Origin of the sequence: Curtobacterium sp. 1544 (assembly GCF_040544915.1) — a bacterium.
Taxonomy (GTDB): Bacteria; Actinomycetota; Actinomycetes; order Actinomycetales; family Microbacteriaceae; genus Curtobacterium; species Curtobacterium pusillum_C.
The window spans coordinates 1-20,644 of the sequence record NZ_JBEPKX010000012.1; the positions used below are offsets into that span (position 1 = coordinate 1).

The window sequence follows — 20,644 nt, forward strand, 5'->3', positions numbered from 1 at the left end:
CGCTCGTTTTTGGGGGCGTGCCGCCGGGGGGGCCGCCCCCCCCCCCCCCCCCCCCGCCGGGGGGGGGGGGGGCGGGCCCCCCCCCGGGCGGGGGGGGGGGGGGGGGGGCCCCCCCCGCGCCTCCAGTCCGTCACCCGGTCGCGTCGCGAGCCGGGCGGACGTCGTCAGCGACGACGGAAGTAGCCGTTCGCGCCACCGACGAACATCAGGACGGTCGCGACGATCACCGCGACGGCACCGATCCAACCGAAGGCGTTGCCGCCCGAGGCCGCGCCCACGCCGACACCGATGACCTGCAGGATCGCGAGGACCAGCAGGACGATGCGGGCCCAGTTCCGGCCGTCGCGCATCTTGAAGACGATGATGAGCTCGATCACGGCGAGGATGAAGGCGAAGATCGCGCCGCCGACGAGCGGGGCGGTGCCGACGCTCTCCGCGGCGGACGATCCACCGCCGGACACCAGGCTGATGATCCCCTGGAGGATGTTGGCGAGGACCACCACCAGCCAGATGACGAACGAGACGGTGACGGAGGTCGGACGACCTGTCGTGCTTGCCATGTGCTGCTCCTTCTGACCTGGCCGCGTTCAGCGACCTTTCCGCCAACGTACAGCGTCGTCTGAGGCTTGTCCGGATGTCCGTTCTGCGCTGGCGCAGCCGACGCTCGCTCAGTCGCTGGTCGCGCGGATGTTGGCCGTCGTTCCGGGCTCGGCCGGCAGGTCCACCCACTGGCCGGAGGCGGCGGACTCCTCGGCGGCGCTGAGCACCCGCGCGGAGGTCACGGCGTCGTGGATGTTGGAACCCGTCGCCTCGCCACCGGTCGCGGCCGTGAGGAACTTCGCGGCCTCGATGACCTTGAGGTCGTCGTAGCCCATGCTCGTGCCGGAGCTCGGCTGGAAGCGCGAGTAGTCGGGGAAGTACCCGTCCGCGAACGCTCGGGTGTACCCGACGTGCCGACCGGTGCGGGCGAGGGCGACCTCGAGCTCGTTGAGACGCTCGAAGTCCCAGCGGAGCGAACCCTCGGTGCCGAAGATCTCGAACGCGTACTCGGACCGCGGGCCGACCGCGATGCGGGACGCCTCGAGGTTGCCGATCGCACCGGCACCGACGGCGGACTCGTCGAACCGGACGAGCATGGTCGCGTAGTCCTCGTTCTCGACGGGCAGCAGCTTCCCTTCGTCCGGGGTGCCCGGCAGACCCGGGCGCTCGGTGAGGTACGTGCCGGTCGCGGCGGAGATCGAGCCGATCGGGCCGAGGACGTAGTGCATGAGGTCGACCAGGTGGCCCATCAGGTCGCCGAGGACGCCGCTGCCCGAGGTCGCGCGGACGAAGCGCCAGGTCAGGGGGTCCTCGGGGTTCGACGAGAACCCGCCGAAGAACCGGCCGCGGACGTTCGTGATCCGGCCGAGTGCGCCGTCGAGGACGAGCTGGCGGGCGTGCTGCACCGCGGGGACGTGCCGGTAGTTGAAACCGATCGTCGTCGCGACCCCGGCGGCGTCCGCTGCTGCTGCGACGGCCTCGGTCTCCTCGGCGCCGCGGCCGACCGGCTTCTCGATCCAGAACGGCTTGCCGGCCCGGGCTGCCGCGATGCCGATCTCGGCGTGCAGTGAGTTCGGCGCGCAGATCGAGACGACGTCGACCTCGGGGTCGGCGAGGACCTCACGGTAGTCCGAGACGACCCTCTCGTAGCCGAGGACGTCCTTCGCGTAGTCACGCCCGGCCGGCGCCACGTCCGCGGCTGCGACGAGGCGCGGGCGGATGCCGAGCTCCGGGTACAGGAGCGGGAGGAGGGCGTAGGAGCGGGAGTGCAGCCGCCCCATCCAGCCGACGCTGATGAGCCCCACACCGACGGTGCGGGGAGCGCTGTTCGTGGGCGCGCTGGTCTCGGCCACAGGGGGCTCCTTTGCTTCCTGGAAGGATTTTGAACCGGTCCAAAATCTTGGACCGGTTCAATCTACGATGCCGCTCCCGAGGATGTCAATCGGTGCGCTGGCCGGCCCCGAGCCGCTCAGCGCGCGGCGGGCACCGAGGATGCCCGGACCCGGAGCGACGGTGCGACCAGGACCTCGCCGGGGTCGTCGTCGGACAGCAGGACCTCGGCAGCACGGCGTCCGATCGTCGCGTTGTCGGGGTCGACGGAGGTGAGCTCGATCGCCCCGAGCGCTGCGAGGTAGGTGTTGTCGTACCCGGTCACGGCGATCCGCCCGGTGAGTCCTCGCTGCCGGAGGGCGGCGGTGACGCCGATCGCCGCCAGGTCGTTGACGGCCGTGATGGCGGTGGGTGGCTCGGCACGGTCGAGCAATTCCCCCGCAGCCCGGAACCCCGCGGACTCGGAGAAGTCGCTCTCGGCGACCAGCGTCCCGTCGAGCCCGTGCTCCCCCATCGCCGCCGCGAACGCGCTCGCACGCCCCGAGGAGACTCGACCACCAGCACCGCCGACGTGGCCGATCCGTCGGTGCCCGAGCCCGGTGAGGTGGTCGACGACGAGCCGCATCCCGACCTCGTCATCGCCGCGGACGGTCGCCGCCCCGGCGAGCCGCCCCGGCCGCGCGCTGGCGATCACGATCCGGGCGGACCCCATCGCCTCGACGACACGGTCCATGCTCGGCAGCGATCCGACGACGATGAGTCCGGACGGCTGCAGGTCGCCCAGCATCGCGACCGCCTCGGCGTCGAGCTCGGGCCGCGCGGAGTCACCGGCCCCCTCGGGCAGGACCGCGCTCGTCATGAGCCCGAGCCGTCCGTGCGCCGCCAGTTCGATCCGTGCTGCGTCGACGACCTCGGCGAACACCGGGTAGCGGGAGCCGGCGACGAGGATCCCCACGAAGTCGTCCCGCAGGCCGTTGAGGGACCGCGCGACCCGGTTCGGCCGGAAGCCGAGGGCCTCGGCCGCGTCGGTGATGCGGGCGAGGCGCTGGGGGCTCACCGACTCCGGCGAACTGAACGCCAGCGACACCAGCGACTTCGAGACCCCGGCACGGTCCGCGACGTCGCGCATGGTCGCGCGGCGCACGAGCGCGTCGGATCCGTCGCCAGCCATGGACCTCATCCTGCCGCACGTCCTAGTCGAGCAGCTCGACGCCGGCGCGGGCGACGACCGCACGCACCTCGTCGAGGTAGGTCTGCGCCTGCTCGGAGAGCGGGATCGCGGTGTGCGCGATCCACCCGATCTCGATGCGTTCGTCGACGTCGAGGGGCACGGCGACGATCCCGGGGTCGAGGTCGTCGCTGATGAGCCCCGTCGAGATCGTGTAACCGTCGAGCCCGATCATGAGGTTGAAGATCGTGGCTCGGTCCGAGACCCGGATCTCCCGCTTGCTGGACAGGGTCGAGAGGATCTCCTCGGACAGGTAGAACGAGTTGTTGGCGCCCTGGTCGAACGTCAGCCGGGGCAGGTCCGCCAGGTCGGCGAGCGTGGCGTGGTCCCGGGACGCGAGCGGGTTCCGTCGGGACACGAAGATGTGCGGCGCCGCGACGAACAGCGGGTGGAACGCGACCCCCGCGTCCCGGAGCAGCTTGGCGATGACCTTCCCGTTGAAGTCGTTGCGGTACAGGATGCCCACCTCGCTCCGCAGCGTCCGGACGTCCTCGATGATGTCCCACGTGCGCGTCTCGCGGAGGGAGAACTCGTACTCGTCGGCGTCGGCCCCGTCGACCATGCGGACGAACGCCTCGACCGCGAACGAGTAGTGCTGCGTGGACACGCCGAGCAGCCGCCGTGACGGCTGACGGCCGACGTAGCGCTGCTCGAGCAGGGCGACCTGCTCGACGACCTGGCGCGCGTAGCCGAGGAACTCGACACCGTCGACGGTGAGCTCGACGCCTCGGGCCGACCGGATGAGGAGCGCGCGTCCGACCCGCGCCTCGAGGTCCTTCATCGCCGCGGACAAGGTCGGCTGCGCGACGTAGAGCAGGTCGGCCGCCGCGCTGATCGAGCCCTCGGACGCGATCTCGATGAAGTAGCGGAGCTGCTGGAGGGTGATGTCGTTCGACACGCGAGGCATAGGCGCAGCCTATACGTGGCCATAGCAGCTGTGGATTACCCGATGACTGCGCTCGATCGGCAGGATTGCACCACACCCACCGCACGGTCCCCGGACCGCTGAACGTACGGACTGGCCGGCCTTGGACTTCTCCTTCCACATCGACACGACTCGGTTCGACGAGGACTACACCCCGTCGACGAGCTCGCGAGCGACCACGAACTTCGCCAACCTCGCCCGCGGCGAGCACCGCCAGCAGAACCTCCGCAACGCGCTCACGATGATCGACCGGCGGTGCAACGACCTCGCACGGTGGGACAACCCGAACGGCAACCGTTACCGCGTCGAGCTCGAGATCGTCTCGGCCACCGTCCGGTTCGAGGCGTCCGGCGCGGACCAGGAGTTCCCGCTCCTCGAGGTGCTCGACGTCCACATCGTCGACCAGCACACCGGGCTGCGCCACCAGGGGATCGTGGGCAACAACTTCTCGTCGTACCTGCGCGACTACGACTTCGCGGTCCGGCTGCCGTCCGTCGACAAGGCCGCGGGCATCCCCGAGGACTTCGGCCGTCTGCACGGGCTGCTCTTCCAGGACTTCCTGGCGTCGGACGCTTACCGCGCCCGCTTCGACGCGGAGCCCGTCGTGTGCATCAGCGTCTCGTCGAGCCAGACCTACCGCCGCACGGACAACGTCCACCCGGTGCTCGGCGTCGAGTACCACCACGAGCGGTCCTCGCTGACCGACGAGTACTTCGGCCGGATGGGCCTGCAGGTGCGCTACTTCATGCCGCCCGGGTCGAAGGCGCCGCTCGCCTTCTACTCCGGCGGTGACCTGCTGAACGACTACTCGGACCTGCAGCTCGCCGGCACGATCAGCACGATGGAGACGTTCCAGAAGATCTACCGACCGGAGATCTACAACGCGAACGCGGCCGCCCCGAGTGTCTACCGCCCGAGCCTCGAGCACCAGGACTTCTCGAAGACCGCCGTCGACTACGACCGCGAGGAACGCAGCCGACTCGCGGTCACCCAGGGGCACTGGACGGCGGAGCACTTCGTGCAGCCGCACGGAGAACTCCTCGACCGCTGGGCCGCCAGCGCCGCCACGATCCGATGACCGACAGGGACACCATGACGAACACCCTCCTGCCCACCTCGATCGTCGGCAGCCTGCCGAAGCCGTCCTGGCTCGCCGAGCCCGAGCGGCTCTGGTCCCCGTGGCTGCTCGACGGCGACGCATTGGCCGAGGGCAAGCAGGACGCACTCCGGTCGGCCGTCCACGAGCAGGTGCACCGCGGCATCGACATCGTCAGCGACGGCGAGCAGACCCGGCAGCACTTCGTCACGACGTTCATCGAGCACCTCGACGGCGTCGACTTCGAGCACAAGGAGACCGTCCGGATCCGTGACCGGTACGACGCACAGGTGCCGACCGTCGTCGGAGCCGTGAGCCGCCGGCAGCCCGTGTTCGTCGAGGACGCGAAGTTCCTGCGTGCGCAGACCGACCGGCGGATCAAGTGGGCGCTGCCCGGCCCGATGACGATGATCGACACCCTTGCGGACCGCCACTACGGGAGCCGCGAGCAGCTCGCGTGGGAGTTCGCCACGATCCTCAACCAGGAGGCGCGCGAGCTCGAGGCCGCCGGTGTCGACGTCATCCAGTTCGACGAGCCCGCCTTCACCGTCTTCCACGACGAGGTCCGGGACTGGGGCGTCGCGGCGCTCGAACGGGCCGCCGAGGGGCTCCGCGCCGAGACCGTCGTGCACATCTGCTACGGCTACGGCATCGAGGCGAACAACAAGTGGAAGGCGACCCTCGGGGCGGAGTGGCGCCAGTACGAGCAGTCGTTCCCGCTCCTGCAGCAGTCGTCGATCGACACCGTCTCGCTGGAGAGCATCCACTCGCACGTGCCGCTCGAGCTCGTCGAGCTCATCCGCGGCAAGAGGGTCATGCTCGGCGCCGTCGACGTCGCCACTGAGACGGTGGAGACGCCGGAGGAGGTCGCGGAGGTCCTCCGCCGTGCCCTCGACTTCGTCGATGCCGACAAGCTCGTGCCGAGCTCGAACTGCGGGATGGCACCGCTCGGGCGGCAGGCCGCGCTCGGGAAGCTGAGCGCGCTGTCCGCAGGCGCGGAGATCGTCCGGAGCGAACTCACGGAACGTAGCTGACGGTCTCGACCTGACGAGTCGACGGACTGGAGGCACGGTGCCAGCTGGCACCGTGCCTCCAGTCCGTCTCTGCGCGCGTCAGCGCGACGTCGCCCCGATCGACCGGATCAGGGCCCGTGCACTGCGGAGGTACGACGCGGCCAGCGCCGCCTCCCCGTCGAGGTACCCGGCGACCATCGCACCGTCGCGCAGCAGCATGAGGTCCGTCGCCACCCCCTCGGAGTCCGGCAGACGCAACGGTTCGATGACCTGCGCGTAGGTGGCCTTGCACCAGGCCCGGTGGCGGTCCACCGCCTGGCGCACGCCGCTGTCACGGTCCGGGTACTCGGCCGCGGCGTTGATGAAGGGGCAGCCGCGGAAGCCGGGCTCGCACGCCATCGAGCCGAGCGTCTCCGCGATGAGCTCGAAGGTCCGCTCTGCATCGCCGCCGGCGTGCTCGATCGCGGCACCGATGCCGTCCCGCTCCTGCTGCGCGCGGCGCTCGAGGTGGGCGACGACGAGGTCGTCCTTGCTCGTGAAGTGCCGGTAGAACGTGACCTTCGTCGTCCCGGCACGCTCGATGACCCGGTCCACGCTCACGGCCCGGATGCCCGACGCGTAGAAGAGCTCGGTCGCCGAATCGATGAGTCGATCGCGCATGGACACCTTCACCGCACCGATCATAAGCGGTCCCCCGTCCTCTCTTGCGCTTGATGGTTGCGGCCTACGGTCAGTAGAGTAACTAGTCATTCTACTTCTGATCTCGACGAGAGGCACTCCGTGTCCACCACCTCCGCTCCACGTCCGGCAGGCATCGCCGCGACGCTAAGCACCCTGTACGCCGTCCGCTTCGTGTTCCAGCTTGTCTGGGCTCTCGTGCTGATCCTGACCGCCTCCGCCGGGCTGGGTCCGGTGAGCATCACGCTGCTGCTGCTCTACCCGCTGTTCGACGTCGTCGCGGCGATCGTCGACCACCGTGCGTCCCGCGGCACCGGGCCGTCGCCGCTGCTGTACGTCAACATGGGCCTCAGCCTCGTCGCCGCGATCGGCCTCGCGTTCGCCGTCGCCTCGGGCATCCCGGCAGTCATGGTCGTCTGGGGTCTGTGGGCGATCACCGCCGGCGCCGTGCAGCTCATCGTGGCGCTCCGACGCCGCCGCCTCGGTGGGCAGTGGCCGATGATCCTGAGCGGCGGCATCTCGGTGCTCGCCGGTGCGGGCTTCATCGCCGGGTCGGTGAACAGCGAGTCCGTCGCCGGGGTCGGCGGGTACGCGATCCTCGGGGCGGTGTTCTTCCTCGTCTCGGCGGTCCGGCTGCAGCGTGCCGCGAGGGCGGACGGAACCGGTGCCGTCCGGGCATGAGCGGCGACGAGGTGTTCGGCGCTGCGATCCGCAAACAGCGTGTTCGTGGGAGCCGCGCATCTCCGCTGCGACAGTCCCACCGTCAGTGGTCACGGCGGGTGGGCACGTGAGCCGCGTCGAGATGCAGCCCGCTTCGGCCCGTTTGTCCCACGGCATCGGAGCGCGTTCGCGCTGACTCTTCATCGGTAGATCCGCTGAGCCGTCCGGGAGACGGCGCTCTGGGATCGTCCTCCCCCAATTGGGCTGTCCCTGGCCGCTGGTGCACACGGTGCGCGGTAGCCGCGGTGACGATGAGCCCCGGACCGATGATCCACCTGGCGTCGATGTGCGCACCCGGTGGGCCCGGAGTCGTCCGAATCGTCCCGTCCGCAAGCACCTGGGTGATCTCGATCCGGTGTCCTGGCTCGAGGTGGGCCTGCAGCTTGAAGAGAGATTCCTTGGCGCTGAACAGCAGGCGATCCCAGTTGATGCCGGCGGGTAGGCCCCGAGTTGCTGCGGCCTCCCCAACCGTGAAGATTGCTCGTGCGACGCCGGGCGGGAGGGGCGCATCGGGTTCAGCGTCGACGCCCACGGCGAGCACGTGCTCGCGCTTGGCGACGACCGCGGCTCGGTACCCGACGCAGTGGGTGATGCTTCCGACGATTCCTGCCGGCCAGACCGGTGCGCGGTCCGCGCCGACCGGGATGCTGATCATGGGTTCACCGAGCGTCCGGAGGGCCTCCCGTGCGCAAGACCGCGCCGTGCGGAACTCGGCAAGGCGTTCCGGCGATGCGTGCGCGAGCGTTCTCTCTTCCTGTTCGAAGAGTTCAAGGTCAGTGCGGTTGCCGAACGTTTCGTCGGTAGCCGTGTGGCTCCCGAAGAGAGCGGCGGCAAGCATGCCTGATCCGTTCATGCTCGCCGCCGCTCCGGCCCGTTACATGGAGTAGCCCGGTTTGCGGACGAGGCCTTCGTGGCGTGGCCCGATCTCGACGTCGAACACGTCGACTTTCCAGGCATCCTCCGGTACCGCGATCTCATCGACGGACACCGCGTTCGGCGAGGTTCCGAAGACGTCGACCGCGACGGTTTCGAGGGCGGCGGCGAGCCGCTGCCGTTGGCCATCAGTGAGTTCTGGGGGAAAGTGCCAGATCTTGAAGTGGGGCATCATCCCTCCTGCAGTTGTCGGTCACCGAGCATCTCGACGATGGTCGCCGCCGTCGGGTCGCGAAGGATCGTGTAATGGTCGACGGGAACGCGACGAAGCCGACCAGCGTCTTCGAGGTTCGTCTCTGCTGCTCGGAGGAACGATGGGCTGTCGCCGGTGGCGGTGAACACTTCCATGTTTTCCAGCAGCCCGGTGACGTCCGGGCCTATCTCTGCCCGGAACTGGAAGGTGGTCGATGCGACGCGGAGGATCCTCCTTGCGAGTTCGGTGTCGAGGTCCGGCCGCCAGACCGTCAAGGCAGCGAGGAAGTCAGCCTCATCGGAGACCGTGTCCAGGCGTGCTGACGCTGCAGCGTCGGGGAGCTGGCCGAGGAACACTGAGTACGCCATCCTGAGGAAGTACGGCTCGGTGAATCGGTCGCCCGGTGTGACACGAAGCCCCGGAACGAATGGTGAGCCTGGCGCGACGAGGATGAGCCGACTGATGGCGCGTTCCTCCCGCCGCAGGGCGGCGGCGACGGTGGTCGCGACCCGAGCGCCGAACGAATAGCCAGCGAGGGACAGCTCCTGGTCGGGGAACGCTGTGCGGAGGAGCGCAACGTCTCGGTCGACCATCTCCTGCAAGGTCGGATACGGGTTCTCTCCCACGTTCAGCCCATGGGTTTGGATCGCGTAGACCGTGAACTCCGAAGACAGGTGCTTCGCCAGCGTGCGGAGGTTCATCGGGTATCCGCCGAGGCCCGGCCAGACGACGCATGGCCGCCCCGGACCGTCGGCGAGTTTGATCAGCCTGGAGCCGGACGAATCGGCGCTCAGCGCCGTGGCAATGGCGCGGACGGTGGGCCGTTCGAAGACAGTCTGCACCGGGAGTGTCCCTCCGAGTTCCCGATTGATGCGGTTGATCAGTTGCACCGCGTCAAGGGAGTTCCCGCCGACATCGAAGAAGTCCGCCGTGACGGAATGCTGCTCGCTGCGGATCACCTCGTTCCAGATGGTGAGTATGCGCCCCTCGACTTCGTTCGCTGGCGGAACTGATTCGGCTGGGGGTGCGACGGTCGTCTCCATCGTCGTGATGAGCGCGGACCGGTCGTGTTTTCCACTGTTGGACACGGGGATGCTGTCGATGACGGTGACCCGTGACGGCACCATGTAGTAGGGAAGGGTCTTCCGGAGGTCGTCGCGGAGGATTTCCTCCGGACCGCGCGTGTGGACAGAGTCTTCACGCATGCCGACCGAATCGACCTGCTCATCGGATACCGCCCCGGCGACAGCGAAGTACACCAGGGGATCACCTCCGATGATGGTCCGGTAGCGGACAGCGGATGGCAGGTCACGTCCCGTCAGTGACGAGTAACCAGCCGACATCAGTCCGATGTTGGAGGCGTTCATCTGCAGACGGTGGAGGGTGCGACCGAGTTCTACGAAACCGCGCCATCCTGCCCCGGCAGGCACTGACATCGCCACTCCGAAGCTGGACCGATCGTACGTTTCCTGGTTGATCGCGATGACGTGCCGACGTTCGATGACGTCTGCGCTGACACGTTCCAGACCGTTGGGCCCGACGTCGTAGGTTCCGGCGCGTCCGTTCGCGACGTTGCTGTGGAGCTGCACCGTCGTCCGCACCGGGAAGCCGTCCGGAGCCGGTCGGTCCGTTCGAAGCTCCATGACTGCGGTGCAGACCCGGTGGGTGCCGGAGATCCGCGGATCCTGCACCGGGGTGCGGTGGTGGCTGAAGTAGCCGAGCTCCGCGGAGGCATGGTCGAGGAGGCCAGCGATGTGCCCTGCTTCGAAGTGCAGCACCTCGTCGACGTTGGTGGCGTACACCGCTTCGATTGCGTCACGGTCACCGACGAGCAGCACGCGGATCAGTCCGGACGCGGCTTCGGTTGGCACCGTTCCGACCTGGAGGAGCGAGTGGGTGTCGGGGTGGTACTCGTGAAGTCCATCGTCAATGCCGTCGACGCCGACGACCTCGAGGTAGACGGTGGTCGCGTTGAGGGCTCCGGGCGACGCGTACGCGTACTTCGGGAGAAGGCGTTCGCTGCTGCTGAACGGCCCGAACCAGCGGAGGAGGTGCCCGATGCGTTCGACGTCCATGGGCACGGGCGGCATGGTCGGTTCCGGTTGCCGGTCGTCGGCGATGAACGCGGAGATGTCGTCCTTGGTCAGGTCGCCGCCGTCGTAGAACCGGTACGTCTTCCGGGCGAACGCCGTCTTTCGCTGCTCGGGGGAGCCGTCCGCGTTGGGAAGGGCGGTTTGCTCTGATGGTGACAGGACGCTGTCGCGCTCGAGTGCGGCGAGTTGTGCCCGGACTTGCTCGTGCCCCTTCTTCGACCGGTGATGCTGTCCAGCGCGGTCGGCGTCCATGACCGCCGCCTCTTCAGGGTCAAGCTCCACGAAGGCGGCCAGGCGTGCGAGGCCATCACGTGGGTCAGTCCAGGGGACGACCGCGGCGGAGCGCACCCAGTGATGCTGCTCGATGGCGAGGCGGACTTCTTCGGTCTCCACACGGTGGCCGTTGATCTTCACCTGGTCATCTACTCGACCGTGGAAGTGCAGGTCCCCGTTCGGGGACTGAGAGACGAGGTCCCCGGTGACGTACACACGCGCAGGTTCCCGGTCGATGTGGAGGAACCGTTCCGCTGTTCGCTCCGGGTCGTTCATGTACCCGGATGCGACTTGAGGGCCTCCGATGGCAAGCTCGCCGACGTCTCCAACGGCGACGGGTCGATTTGCGCCGTCCAGGATGTGGATGGTGCAGCCGGGCACGGGCTGTCCGATGGCGATCACCGACCGGACATCGTCGATGTCCTCGGCGCTCACTCGGTGGAAGGTGGCGTTGATCGTCGTCTCAGTCGGGCCGTAGAGGTTGATCAGCGCCGCGCGAGGTACCGCGTCCATGATTTCTCGCGCGTCGGTGGCCGTCAGCGCCTCGCCGCCGCTGAACACGTGGGTGAGTGTGTCGTTGGTGGTGAACGAGGGCTGTCGCACGAGGGCACGCCACAGGGTGGGTACACATTGCAGATGTGTCACCCGCTGCTCGCGGATGAACTGGACGATCTGTGCCGGGTCTCTGTGAATACCGGCGGGGCCGATGATGATGGTCCCGCCTGCAGCGTTGGCAAGGATCTCCCACTGCGCCGCATCGAAACTCGTCGGCGTTTTGAGGAGGATGCGTGAGCTGCCGAGGGTCATCTCGCGAGCAAGCCAACCCATCTGGTGGCTGATTGCCCGATGCGGGACCACGACACCCTTCGGCTTCCCCGTCGAGCCGGACGTGAAGATGACGTACGCGGGTCCGGCAGGGTTCGGGAGGTGGTGGTCGACCGTCTGGTTCACGGATGACGGAGCGTGGCCATCTACCTGGTGCACCCGCACAGTGTCCGGCGTCAACTGTCGAACGAGGGCTTCAGATCGCCCGTCCGTGATGATGTTCTCGAGCTTCGAGTGGTTGATCATGTACTTGATGCGTTCCGCCGGGTAGTCCACAGCCAACGGGACGTACGCGGCCCCGGCGAGGAGGACACCCCAGACTGCAGTGACGAGTTCGACCCCGGGTTCCAGGAAGAGCCCTACGGCGTCGCCGAGGCGGACACCGGAGTTCGTGAGATGCGCTGCCTGCGCTTGGGCCTGTGTCCACAGGTCCGCGAAGGTGACGACGGTGTCACCGTCTATGACCGCTGCTTTCCGAGGGTTCTCCTGGGCTGCCGCTCGAAGCAGCGCGGTCAATGTCGCTGCGTCCCCAGATGCAGCGACCGATGTGAGTGGTTCCATCAGATTCCCCTTCCTGACGGTGATGCTTATGAGATGGCTTGGCGCAGGGCCGCACGTGGCTTGTACGCCGGCGTGAGCTGACCGCCGAGCGAGCCGCCGAGCGCGACCACGAACCCGATGATCTGCACGAGTGTGAGTGCCTGCCCGAGGACGACCCAGCCGAGGACGGCTGCCGTGACCGGGCTGAGTACACCGAGGAGTGCGATGCCCGTGGGGGCGAGGGCGCGGGCGCCTCGGAACCAGAGGCTGTATGCGAGTGCCCCACCGATGAAGGTCAGCCATGCGTAGCCCGCGAGGCCACCTGCTGTTGGGTCCCAGGGCCCCCGGTCGAAGACGGGGATGAGCGGGATGATGGCAGCACCACCGACGATGAGCTGCCACGCAGTCGAGTTCAGCGGATGCGTGTTCGGTGGGGTACCCCACCGGCGGGTCAGGAGGATCCCGGACGCCATCGACACGGTGCCGAGGACCGACGCGCCGAACCCGACGAGGTCGAAGGACTCTCCTCCCGTTACGGACACCAACGACACTCCGATGAGGGCGACGATGCCCCAGAGCAGGTGTGCCAGCGACGGTCTGCCCCATCGGAGCACCAGCGTCAGCCCGATGATGATGAGGGGTTGCAGTGCGCCGACGACTGACGCAAGTCCGCCGGGAAGGCGGTATGCGGCGATGAACAGCAGCGGGAAGAAGCAGCCGATGTTGAGCATTCCGAGGACCGCGGTCCGGAGACGCCACCCCCGAGGAGGGAGGCCGGGCCGCATTGCCAGCAGGAGCAGCCCCGCCGGCAGGGCGCGGAGGACGCTGGCGGTCATCGGGTGAGCGGCGGGTAGCAGCTGAGTGGTCACGACGTAGGTCGTTCCCCAGACGATGGGCGCCACGGCGGCTGCCGCGGTGATGCCAGCGACACCGATGACCGGCGTGCTCGCGGAGGGGGTCATCGGAAGGTTCCGTAGTACCTGTCGCCGAAGTCTCCGATGCCCGGGCGCATGAACGCCTGCTCGGTGAGTCCCTCGTCGATGAAGCTGGTGACGACGCGAATCTCCGGATAGTCGTCGAAGAGCTTCTCGAGCGCCTCGGGGCAGGTGAGGAAGTTGACGAGGACGATGTCCGCCGGTCGGACGCCAGCTGCGGCGAGGATACTGACCGCCATCTTCACTGTGCCCGCGGTCGCCATCATCGGGTCGAGGAGGAGCACTTCCTTGCCTGCGAGGCCCTCTGGCAGCTTGCTCCAATGGAAGACGGGGACCTTCCTGTCGGGATCCCTCTGGATGAGGATCTTCCCCAGCCGCGCATCCGGGACGATCGCTCGCAGTTCCGCTTCCAGGGCGTCGCCTGCGCGTGGAACTGACACAGCGAAAGTCTCGTGCTGGACTCGGCGGCGTCCGGGGAACTCAGCACCGATGGGAGTGGTCGGGATGCTGTCCGTGTGTCGCAGCCTTCCGAGTGCGTCCTCGAGGAGGAGCCGCATGATGCGTTGCGTTGCGAGGACGAACTCCAGATGGGTGGCGTCGGCGTTCCGCGCTGCCGCGTGCAGAGCCAGTAGGGCATCAGTGCGGGCGAGTGCGTGGACCTGGCGGACAGCTTCCATCGGCCGGGCGAGCGTTTCGGTTCTGTGGTTGCTCACGAGTGGACCGCATCCTTTGCAGTGGAGTCAGTGGCGAGCGCGGATGCGACCGCCGGGAAGTCGTTCACGATGAAGGTGGGCTGCAGGGCTGCCATCGCTGCTGCACTGGTCGCCCCGTAGGTCACCCCGATGGACTGCATGGGGACCGCGTCAGCCATGTGGATGTCGTCCGCGGTGTCGCCGACCATCACTGCAGAAGCAGGCTTCGCACAGAGCAACTGCAAGGCGTGACGGCCGGCGTCTGCCGCGGGTTTCGGGGTTCGAACGTCGTCAGCGCCGACGATGACCTCGAAGAACGGCAGGAGGCCTGCCGAGTCAAGGATCAGTTCCGCGGCATGGTGGTTCTTGCTGGTGACGACGGCGAGTTGTTTCCCGTCCGCTGCCAGCGCGGCGATGCCGACCGCAACGTCGGGGAACAACAGGTTCTCCGCGTTCGGGACGATGTCTCGCCGGTAGCGGTCCTGGTACGCGGCGATGACAGCGATCGTCACCGGGTCGTCTTCGTCCCGGTTGACGAGCCGCGCGCACAGTCCCGGCAACGGTCTGCCGATCAGTGGGACGATGCTGGCCAGGTCCAGTTCCTCACCAGTCGTGTCCACAACCGCCGCCTGAAGCGCGACCGCGATCGCGGGAGGGGTGTTGATGAGCGTGCCGTCCAGGTCGAACAAGACCGCTTCGACGCCGTTCACGAGCGACTCTCCCGCGTCGCTTCGGCATGAGCGACTGCAGCCTCCGCGCCGATCGCGGTGGTGCTGATGAGGACGGCGGCGTTCGCTGCACTCGCTCGACCCTCTGTGGCGTCGTTCACCGCGTCGAGGAGATACCGAGTGACGCGTTGTCCGCTGATGCGTTCGGACGCCACTCGGAGAAGCGCTTCATCGATGGCTACGTCGACCTCAACAGATGAGAGTGCATCTGTGTCGGGAATCGGGTGGGTGACGAGGATCGCCCCGCTGTCCCGCATCGACCAGTGGTTGAGTGCTGTTCGCACGATCTCCGACATGTCGTCGGTTCGATGTGGCACCGGCAGACCGCTGGAAACACAGTAGAACGCTGGGAAGTCATCGGACCGGTAGCCGACGATGGGGACGCCCGCTGTTTCGAGGTACTCCAAGGTGGCCTGCAAGTCGAGGATCTTCTTCGCGCCTGCGGACACGACGATGACTTTGGAGCGCACGAGTTGTGGCAGGTCTGCGGAGATGTCGAAGCTCTCGCTCGCGCCGCGATGCACGCCGCCGAGCCCGGCAGATGACACGACGGCGATGCCGGCAAGCTCCGCAATGGCCATGGTCGCAGCGATCGTCGTTACACCGGTGCCACCGCGCGCCAGGCACGCGCCGATGTCTCGGGTGGAGAGTTTCGGCAGCGTCGGCGAGGATGCGATCCGTTCGAGTTCCTCCTGGGTGAGGCCGACGCGGAGGACACCGTCGAGGACCGCAGTGGTCGCAGGGACGGCGCCCGCGTTCCGCGCAGTTTCCTCCACCTGCAGCGCGGTGTCGAGGTTCCTCGGATACGGCAGCCCCTGGGCAACGACGTTCGATTCGAGCGCCAGTACGGCAGCACCGTCGGCGAGCGCGTCCGCGACCTCGTTGCCGAGGCGCAGCTCCATCGCTCCTCGAGTGACGCCCCGCCCGTTGTTGCTCATATCGCCGCCCCCACCGTTCTCTTAACGTCGTACTGTTGAACGTTCATGAGTATAGGGGGCGTACAGTCGACGTCAAACAGTTCGACGTGAAGGAGTGTGGATGCCCGACGCCGTCGACCGCGTGCTCGCGCAGTGGGCGAAGGAACGTCCAGAACTCGATGTGAGCCCGATGGCGCTGATCGGACGCATCAGCCGCGCGGAAGCAATCCTTGACAGGCGCATCGCCGCAGTCCTTGCCGAACACGATCTCCTGCCGGGTGAGTTCGACCTCCTTGCAGCCCTCCGCCGCGCCGGCACGCCTCACCGGCTGACCGTCGGCGAGATACTCGCCAGCACGATGGTCACATCCGGCGCCATCACGAACCGCCTCAACCGGCTGGTGGCGAAAGGGCTCGTCACCCGAGAGACCGACCCCGCGAACCGCCGCAGCGTCATCGTGGCGCTCACACCGCAGGGGCTCGCAGCCGTCAATGACGCGCTCGTCAGCCACGTCGAGAACGAGCGACAGCTCCTCGCACCGCTCGACGACGACGAGCAGTCGCAGATGATCGGCCTGCTCAGGAAGTTCCTCGAGGGCCTCGGGGACGGCGGCGACCGTCGCCCCTTCCCCTGAACACCCGTGGCTCCGCCTCCAGGATTCGAACCCGGACCTAACGGCACCAAAGGCCGTCGTGCTGCCATTACACCAAGGCGGAACGCGCACGGAGGCGCCCGACCATCCTCCCACGACCGACGAGGCTGGCCGTGCAGCCCTCGCGTCCGCCAAGATGGGGGGATGCCGCAGGAGGACGAGGTCGACCGCATCGTCGCTGCGTGGGGACGGGAACGAGCAGACCTGGACTTCGGACCGCTCGAGGTCCTGTCCCGCGTCGACCGGCTCGCCCGGCACCTCGACCGTGCACGTCGGGCCGCGTTCGACGAGAGCGGCGTGGAGCCATGGGAGTTCGACGTCCTGTCGGCACTGCGGCGGGCTGGTGAGCCGTACGAGCTGAGCCCGAAGACACTCCTGCAGCAGACCCTGGTGTCGAGCGGCACGATGACGAACCGGGTGGACCGGTTGGCGGCGCGCGGACTCGTTGCGCGACGAACCGACCCGAGGGACGGCCGGGGCATCCTCGTGTCGCTCACCGCCGAGGGTCGCGCCGCGGTGGACGCCGCGATCGCCGATCTCCTGGCGGCCGAGCGGGACATCCTCACCGGGGTGTCCGACACCGAGCAGGACCAGCTGTCCGGACTGCTGCGGCGACTGATCCTGGGCCTCGGGGACTGACCCGCCGGCCAGCGACTACGCTCCGGCGCATGCATGCGATCACCCTGGCCGTCGCCGACGTCGCACGATCGGCGGAGTTCTACCGTGCCCTGCTCGGGATCGACGGCAGCGGGGTGATCGGTACCGAGTACCCCGCGACCGAGACCGAAGCGGGCGGCACCACGGCGATGTTCACGCTCGACGACGGCCTGATCGTGAGCGTGTACGGCCGGGACGACATGGCGAAGGACTCGGGTGTGCCACTCGCCACTGCACCGAGCAGCACGATCGGGCACTTCGTCGACTCGCAGGCCGACGCCGAGGCGTTCCTCGAACGGGCACGGACCGCGGGAGCGACGATGCTCGCGGCGCCGTACACGCGTCCGTGGGGCATGTGGTCCGGCTTCTTCCAGGACCCGGACGGCCACCTCTGGGAAGTCGTCGCCAACCCCGGCGGGGGCGCCCCCGAGGACGCGAAGCCAGCCGCGTAGAGCTCGCTCAGGCTCGGAGGGCGATCGCGCCCCGTGACGAACATCGCGCCCCGGCACAACGGGGCGCGATGTTCAGTACGGGGCGCGATCGCACATCGACAGCCGCCGACCGACCCGCGCCTCAGACCCCGAGCAACTCCGCGACCTCGAGCCAGCGCTCCTCGAGCTGCTCGACCTCGGCCTCCAGGTCGGCCAGGCGCGACTGCAGCTCCCCGAGCCCGGCGTAGTCCGACTGGTCGTGGGTCGCGAACGCGTCGAGGAGCTTCTTCCGCTCGTCCCCGACCTTCGCGATGCGACGGTCGAGCGCCGACATCTCCTTCTCCGCCGTCCGACGATCGGCTCCGGAGAGCGACGACGCGGCAGACCCGGAACCGGACCCGGCGGCACTGGACCCGGCCACCGCGGACGGCGAGCCGGTCCCGCCGGCCGTGTCGGGCCTCCCGGCAGACGCGGCGGCAGCCGCCGAAGCGGTCCCACCACCGGTGCCGGACGACCGCAGCCGCATGTACTCGTCGACGCCGCCCGGCAGGTGCCGGAGGTGCCCGCCGAGCACGGCGTACTGCTGGTCGGTGACGCGCTCGAGCAGGTAGCGGTCGTGCGACACGACCAACAGGGTGCCCGGCCAGGTGTCGAGCAGGTCCTCCATGGCGGCGAGCATGTCGGTGTCGAGGTCGTTCGTCGGCTCGTCGAGGATGAGCACGTTCGGCTCGTCGAGCAGGATGAGCATGAGCTGCAGGCGGCGCTTCTGACCACCGCTCAGGTCCTTCACCGGGGTCGAGAGCTGCTCCGACGTGAAGCCGAGCCGCTCGAGCAGCTGGGAGGGCGTCATCTCCTTGCCGTCGGCGACGTAGCTGGTCTTCTTGCGGGCGACGACCTCGCGGACGCGGTCGTCGGCGAACTGCGCGAGGTCGGCGAGCTGCTGGTCGAGCACGGCGATCTGCACGGTCTTGCCGGTCTTCACCCGGCCGGACGTCGGCTGGAGCTTCCCCGCCACGAGGTTGAGCAGCGTCGACTTGCCGGCGCCGTTCGGGCCGAGGATGCCGGTGCGCTCCCCCGGTGCGATGCGCCACTCGATGCGGTCGAGGATCTGGGTACCTTCGAACGAGACGCTGACGTCGAGCAGGTCGACGACGTCCTTGCCGAGTCGCGCGGTCGCGGTCTTCGCCAGCGCGACCGTGTCGCGGATCGGGGGCACGTCGTCGATGAGGGCGTTCGCCGCGTCGATGCGGAACTTCGGCTTGCTCGTGCGCGCCGGAGCGCCACGGCGGAGCCACGCGAGTTCCTTGCGGGCCAGGTTCTGTCGGCGCTGCTCACTCGCGGCGGCCTGCCGGTCACGCTCGACGCGCTGCAGGATGTACGCCGCGTAGCCGCCCTCGAAGGGGTCGACGACACCGTCGTGGACCTCCCAGGTATCGGTCGACACCGCGTCGAGGAACCACCGGTCGTGCGTCACGACGACCATGCCGCCCTGGTTCGCCGACCACCGGCGGTTGATGTGCTCGGCGAGCCACTGGATGCCCTCGACGTCGAGGTGGTTCGTCGGCTCGTCGAGGAACAGGACGTCCCAGTCGCCGACCAGCAGCCGGGCGAGCGCGACGCGGCGCCGCTGCCCACCACTCAGGTCGTCGACCGACGCCTCCCACGGGATGTCGGACACGAGGCCGCCGATGATGTCGCGGATCTTCGGGTCGCCGGCCCACTCGTGCTCGGCCAGGTCGCCCACGACGACGGTGCCGACGGTCTCGCCCGCGGGCAGGATGTCGCGCTGGTCGAGGTACCCGACCGTCAGCCCGCGGCGGTGCGTGACGCGGCCGCCGTCCGGTTCGAGGCGCTGGGACAGCAGGGCGAGGAGCGTCGACTTGCCGTCGCCGTTGCGTCCGACCACGCCGATCCGGTCCCCCTCGTCGATGCCGAGGGTGACGTTGTCGAAGACGACCTTGGTGGGGAACTCGAGATGGAGGTTCTCGGCGCCGAGGAGATGAGCCACCCGTCAAGGGTAGGCGGCGCGCGGGGGTGCGTGGTGCGGGGTGCGGACCGAGTCGGAACGACAGATCCGCTGTCGTGCGACACCGGCGTTGTCGTTCCGAGTCCGGTCACGTCGTGCAGACGGGCGGCGAGCACCGGCCTGGAGGCGCGGGTCAGCTCCCCGGGGTCGGCTCGCCTTCGCCGGCAGCCTCCTTGGCACGGCGCAGTCGCGCCTGGGCCTCCCAGTACTCGATCTCACGCTCGAGCTCGGCGAGCTCCTGCTCCGTGCCGGTCACGCGCTTGTCACCGTGGGCGGCGCGGGCGTGACCGAGACTCGCGTACTGGTCCTCGTGACGCCTGGGCTCGATGTAGCGGCCGTGGTTCCGGTCGCCCTGGCTCCAGTCGTGCCCGACGGCGAACCACACGATGCTGCCGACGACGGGCAGGAAGATGCAGATCAGGATCCACGCGAACTTCGGCAGGCCCCGGACCTGGTCGTCGCTCTTCGTGATGATGTCGATCAGGGCGAAGACCAGCAGGACGATCGACGCCCCGTACAGCAGCACGCTCATGAGCAGCGAGTCTATGGAGCGCCTACGAACCTGCGCTACGCCCCGAACGCGTGCCGCGGTTGCGATCCGGCAACGGTCTACTGCGCGGTCAGGTGGACTCCGAGTCGAGGTACCGCCGCGCGAGCAAGACCTCGCGAAAGGCGTGGATGCCGGCGACGCCCCAGAGCGCCGCGACAACTGTGTACATCGGCCACAGGTCGGCACCCGAGACCGCGAGCGCGGTCCACAGCAGGAACGGAGCGCACGCGGCCAGGAGCGTCCGTCCTCGTGCTTGCTGCACCGCGGCGGCACGGACCACGTCGAGGCGATCGTCTTGCACGGGACTGCGCCGGCGGATCGCTCGTGAGACTGCGGACTGCTCACGCGTGAGGAGACCCTTGATGACAGCCTGCCGTTCGGGGTACCGCGCACCGTCGACGACGGTTCGGATGACCTCGACGGTGACGACCGCCAGGCCGACGACCGCGCCGACCATCGCGGTCACCCACCTCCCGACTTCCTCCGGGTCGAACGACAACGCAACGGCCACGAGGACGAGCTCTGCTGCCGCGAGCACGCCCAACGCAAGCGGGACAGAAGCCCGGCGTTGCACATCGCTCTCGAGGATGCGGTGCGCCTGCTCGGCGGCCTGCGTCCAGCGCCACTCGGCGGCTGCTGCGGTGTCGGTCATCGCCTCCGCCCCAACCAC

The 20,644-nt window shown here is 68.5% G+C and carries 21 protein-coding genes, 1 tRNA gene and 1 pseudogene; 6 read left to right on the forward strand and 17 right to left on the reverse strand.

The features are described from left to right. Positions 1-164: 164 nt before the first annotated feature. The 4 genes from ABIC61_RS09015 to ABIC61_RS09030 form a co-directional block, all read right to left on the reverse strand. A complete protein-coding gene (locus tag ABIC61_RS09015; protein WP_144755841.1) occupies positions 165-560 on the reverse strand; it encodes a hypothetical protein in 396 nt (131 codons plus the stop codon). A gap of 108 nt (positions 561-668) precedes the next feature. Next, positions 669-1,892: a Gfo/Idh/MocA family protein gene (locus ABIC61_RS09020; protein ID WP_354029638.1), complete on the reverse strand. Its 1,224-nt coding sequence runs from the start codon at positions 1,890-1,892 to the stop codon at positions 669-671. Between the two features lie 116 nt (positions 1,893-2,008). After that, positions 2,009-3,040, reverse strand: coding sequence for a LacI family DNA-binding transcriptional regulator (locus ABIC61_RS09025; protein ID WP_354029639.1), 1,032 nt, complete (start codon positions 3,038-3,040; stop codon positions 2,009-2,011). A 22-nt stretch (positions 3,041-3,062) separates the two neighbouring features. Next, positions 3,063-4,004, reverse strand: a complete 942-nt coding sequence (locus ABIC61_RS09030; protein WP_354029640.1) for a LysR family transcriptional regulator — start codon at positions 4,002-4,004, stop codon at positions 3,063-3,065. A 121-nt stretch (positions 4,005-4,125) separates the two neighbouring features. On the opposite strand from ABIC61_RS09030, the gene ABIC61_RS09035 reads away from it, so the two are divergent. Beyond that, the gene (locus ABIC61_RS09035) at positions 4,126-5,100 is read left to right on the forward strand and encodes a putative oxygenase MesX (protein WP_354029641.1); all 975 of its coding nucleotides are present in this window, start codon (positions 4,126-4,128) and stop codon (positions 5,098-5,100) included. 14 nt (positions 5,101-5,114) lie between these two features. Then, positions 5,115-6,152, forward strand: a complete 1,038-nt coding sequence (locus ABIC61_RS09040; protein ID WP_354029642.1) for a methionine synthase — start codon at positions 5,115-5,117, stop codon at positions 6,150-6,152. A 78-nt stretch (positions 6,153-6,230) separates the two neighbouring features. Here ABIC61_RS09040 and ABIC61_RS09045 read toward each other — a convergent pair whose 3' ends face one another. Then, positions 6,231-6,803, reverse strand: coding sequence for a TetR/AcrR family transcriptional regulator (locus tag ABIC61_RS09045; protein ID WP_354029643.1), 573 nt, complete (start codon positions 6,801-6,803; stop codon positions 6,231-6,233). 108 nt (positions 6,804-6,911) lie between these two features. On the opposite strand from ABIC61_RS09045, the gene ABIC61_RS09050 reads away from it, so the two are divergent. Beyond that, a complete protein-coding gene (locus tag ABIC61_RS09050; RefSeq protein WP_354029644.1) occupies positions 6,912-7,490 on the forward strand; it encodes a hypothetical protein in 579 nt (192 codons plus the stop codon). A gap of 82 nt (positions 7,491-7,572) precedes the next feature. Here ABIC61_RS09050 and ABIC61_RS09055 read toward each other — a convergent pair whose 3' ends face one another. Genes ABIC61_RS09055 through ABIC61_RS09085 form a run of 7 tightly spaced genes read right to left on the reverse strand, consistent with a single transcriptional unit; the run spans position 7,573 to position 15,643 of the window. Next, positions 7,573-8,367, reverse strand: a complete 795-nt coding sequence (locus tag ABIC61_RS09055; protein ID WP_354029645.1) for a 4'-phosphopantetheinyl transferase family protein — start codon at positions 8,365-8,367, stop codon at positions 7,573-7,575. 36 nt (positions 8,368-8,403) lie between these two features. After that, entirely contained in the window at positions 8,404-8,634 is a 231-nt protein-coding gene (locus ABIC61_RS09060) for a tautomerase family protein (RefSeq protein WP_144755917.1), read from the reverse strand. Next, positions 8,634-12,407 (reverse strand): amino acid adenylation domain-containing protein, encoded by a 3,774-nt coding sequence (locus ABIC61_RS09065; protein ID WP_354029646.1) that lies wholly within the window; start codon positions 12,405-12,407, stop codon positions 8,634-8,636. The genes ABIC61_RS09060 and ABIC61_RS09065 overlap by 1 nt, the downstream gene beginning before the upstream one ends. A gap of 26 nt (positions 12,408-12,433) precedes the next feature. Continuing rightward, positions 12,434-13,348, reverse strand: coding sequence for an EamA family transporter (locus ABIC61_RS09070; protein WP_144755923.1), 915 nt, complete (start codon positions 13,346-13,348; stop codon positions 12,434-12,436). Beyond that, the gene (gene upp / locus ABIC61_RS09075) at positions 13,345-14,034 is read right to left on the reverse strand and encodes a uracil phosphoribosyltransferase (RefSeq protein WP_144755926.1); all 690 of its coding nucleotides are present in this window, start codon (positions 14,032-14,034) and stop codon (positions 13,345-13,347) included. Before upp ends, ABIC61_RS09070 begins: the two co-directional genes overlap by 4 nt. After that, positions 14,031-14,723: an HAD family hydrolase gene (locus tag ABIC61_RS09080; RefSeq protein ID WP_354029647.1), complete on the reverse strand. Its 693-nt coding sequence runs from the start codon at positions 14,721-14,723 to the stop codon at positions 14,031-14,033. Before ABIC61_RS09080 ends, upp begins: the two co-directional genes overlap by 4 nt. After that, positions 14,720-15,643, reverse strand: a complete 924-nt coding sequence (locus ABIC61_RS09085; RefSeq protein ID WP_354029648.1) for a pseudouridine-5'-phosphate glycosidase — start codon at positions 15,641-15,643, stop codon at positions 14,720-14,722. The genes ABIC61_RS09080 and ABIC61_RS09085 overlap by 4 nt, the downstream gene beginning before the upstream one ends. Before the next feature lie 136 nt (positions 15,644-15,779). On the opposite strand from ABIC61_RS09085, the gene ABIC61_RS09090 reads away from it, so the two are divergent. After that, positions 15,780-16,292 carry a MarR family winged helix-turn-helix transcriptional regulator gene (locus tag ABIC61_RS09090; RefSeq protein WP_354029649.1) on the forward strand — a complete coding sequence of 171 codons (513 nt, stop codon included), beginning with the start codon at positions 15,780-15,782 and terminating at the stop codon, positions 16,290-16,292. A gap of 7 nt (positions 16,293-16,299) precedes the next feature. On the opposite strand, the gene ABIC61_RS09095 is transcribed toward ABIC61_RS09090, so the two are convergent. Then, positions 16,300-16,374: transfer RNA gene (locus tag ABIC61_RS09095), tRNA-Gln, on the reverse strand. Between the two features lie 80 nt (positions 16,375-16,454). On the opposite strand from ABIC61_RS09095, the gene ABIC61_RS09100 reads away from it, so the two are divergent. Together ABIC61_RS09100 and ABIC61_RS09105 are read left to right on the forward strand one after the other, a co-directional pair. Next, a complete protein-coding gene (locus tag ABIC61_RS09100) occupies positions 16,455-16,949 on the forward strand; it encodes a MarR family winged helix-turn-helix transcriptional regulator (RefSeq protein WP_354029650.1) in 495 nt (164 codons plus the stop codon). 29 nt (positions 16,950-16,978) lie between these two features. After that, complete coding sequence (locus ABIC61_RS09105) at positions 16,979-17,419, forward strand: VOC family protein (protein WP_354029651.1); 441 nt, start codon at positions 16,979-16,981, stop codon at positions 17,417-17,419. A gap of 121 nt (positions 17,420-17,540) precedes the next feature. On the opposite strand, the gene ABIC61_RS09110 is transcribed toward ABIC61_RS09105, so the two are convergent. The 4 genes and pseudogenes from ABIC61_RS09110 to ABIC61_RS09120 form a co-directional block, all read right to left on the reverse strand. After that, complete coding sequence (locus ABIC61_RS09110) at positions 17,541-18,881, reverse strand: ABC-F family ATP-binding cassette domain-containing protein (RefSeq protein ID WP_502908797.1); 1,341 nt, start codon at positions 18,879-18,881, stop codon at positions 17,541-17,543. A gap of 56 nt (positions 18,882-18,937) precedes the next feature. Next, positions 18,938-19,406, reverse strand: a pseudogene (locus ABIC61_RS18635) (ATP-binding cassette domain-containing protein); the annotation flags it as partial. Positions 19,407-19,557: 151 nt separating this feature from the next. Then, on the reverse strand, positions 19,558-19,956 hold the full coding sequence (locus ABIC61_RS09115; protein ID WP_079238199.1) for a PLD nuclease N-terminal domain-containing protein: 399 nt from the start codon (positions 19,954-19,956) through the stop codon (positions 19,558-19,560). An 88-nt stretch (positions 19,957-20,044) separates the two neighbouring features. Beyond that, the gene (locus ABIC61_RS09120; protein WP_354029653.1) at positions 20,045-20,626 is read right to left on the reverse strand and encodes a hypothetical protein; all 582 of its coding nucleotides are present in this window, start codon (positions 20,624-20,626) and stop codon (positions 20,045-20,047) included. Between the last annotated feature and the right edge of the window lie 18 nt (positions 20,627-20,644).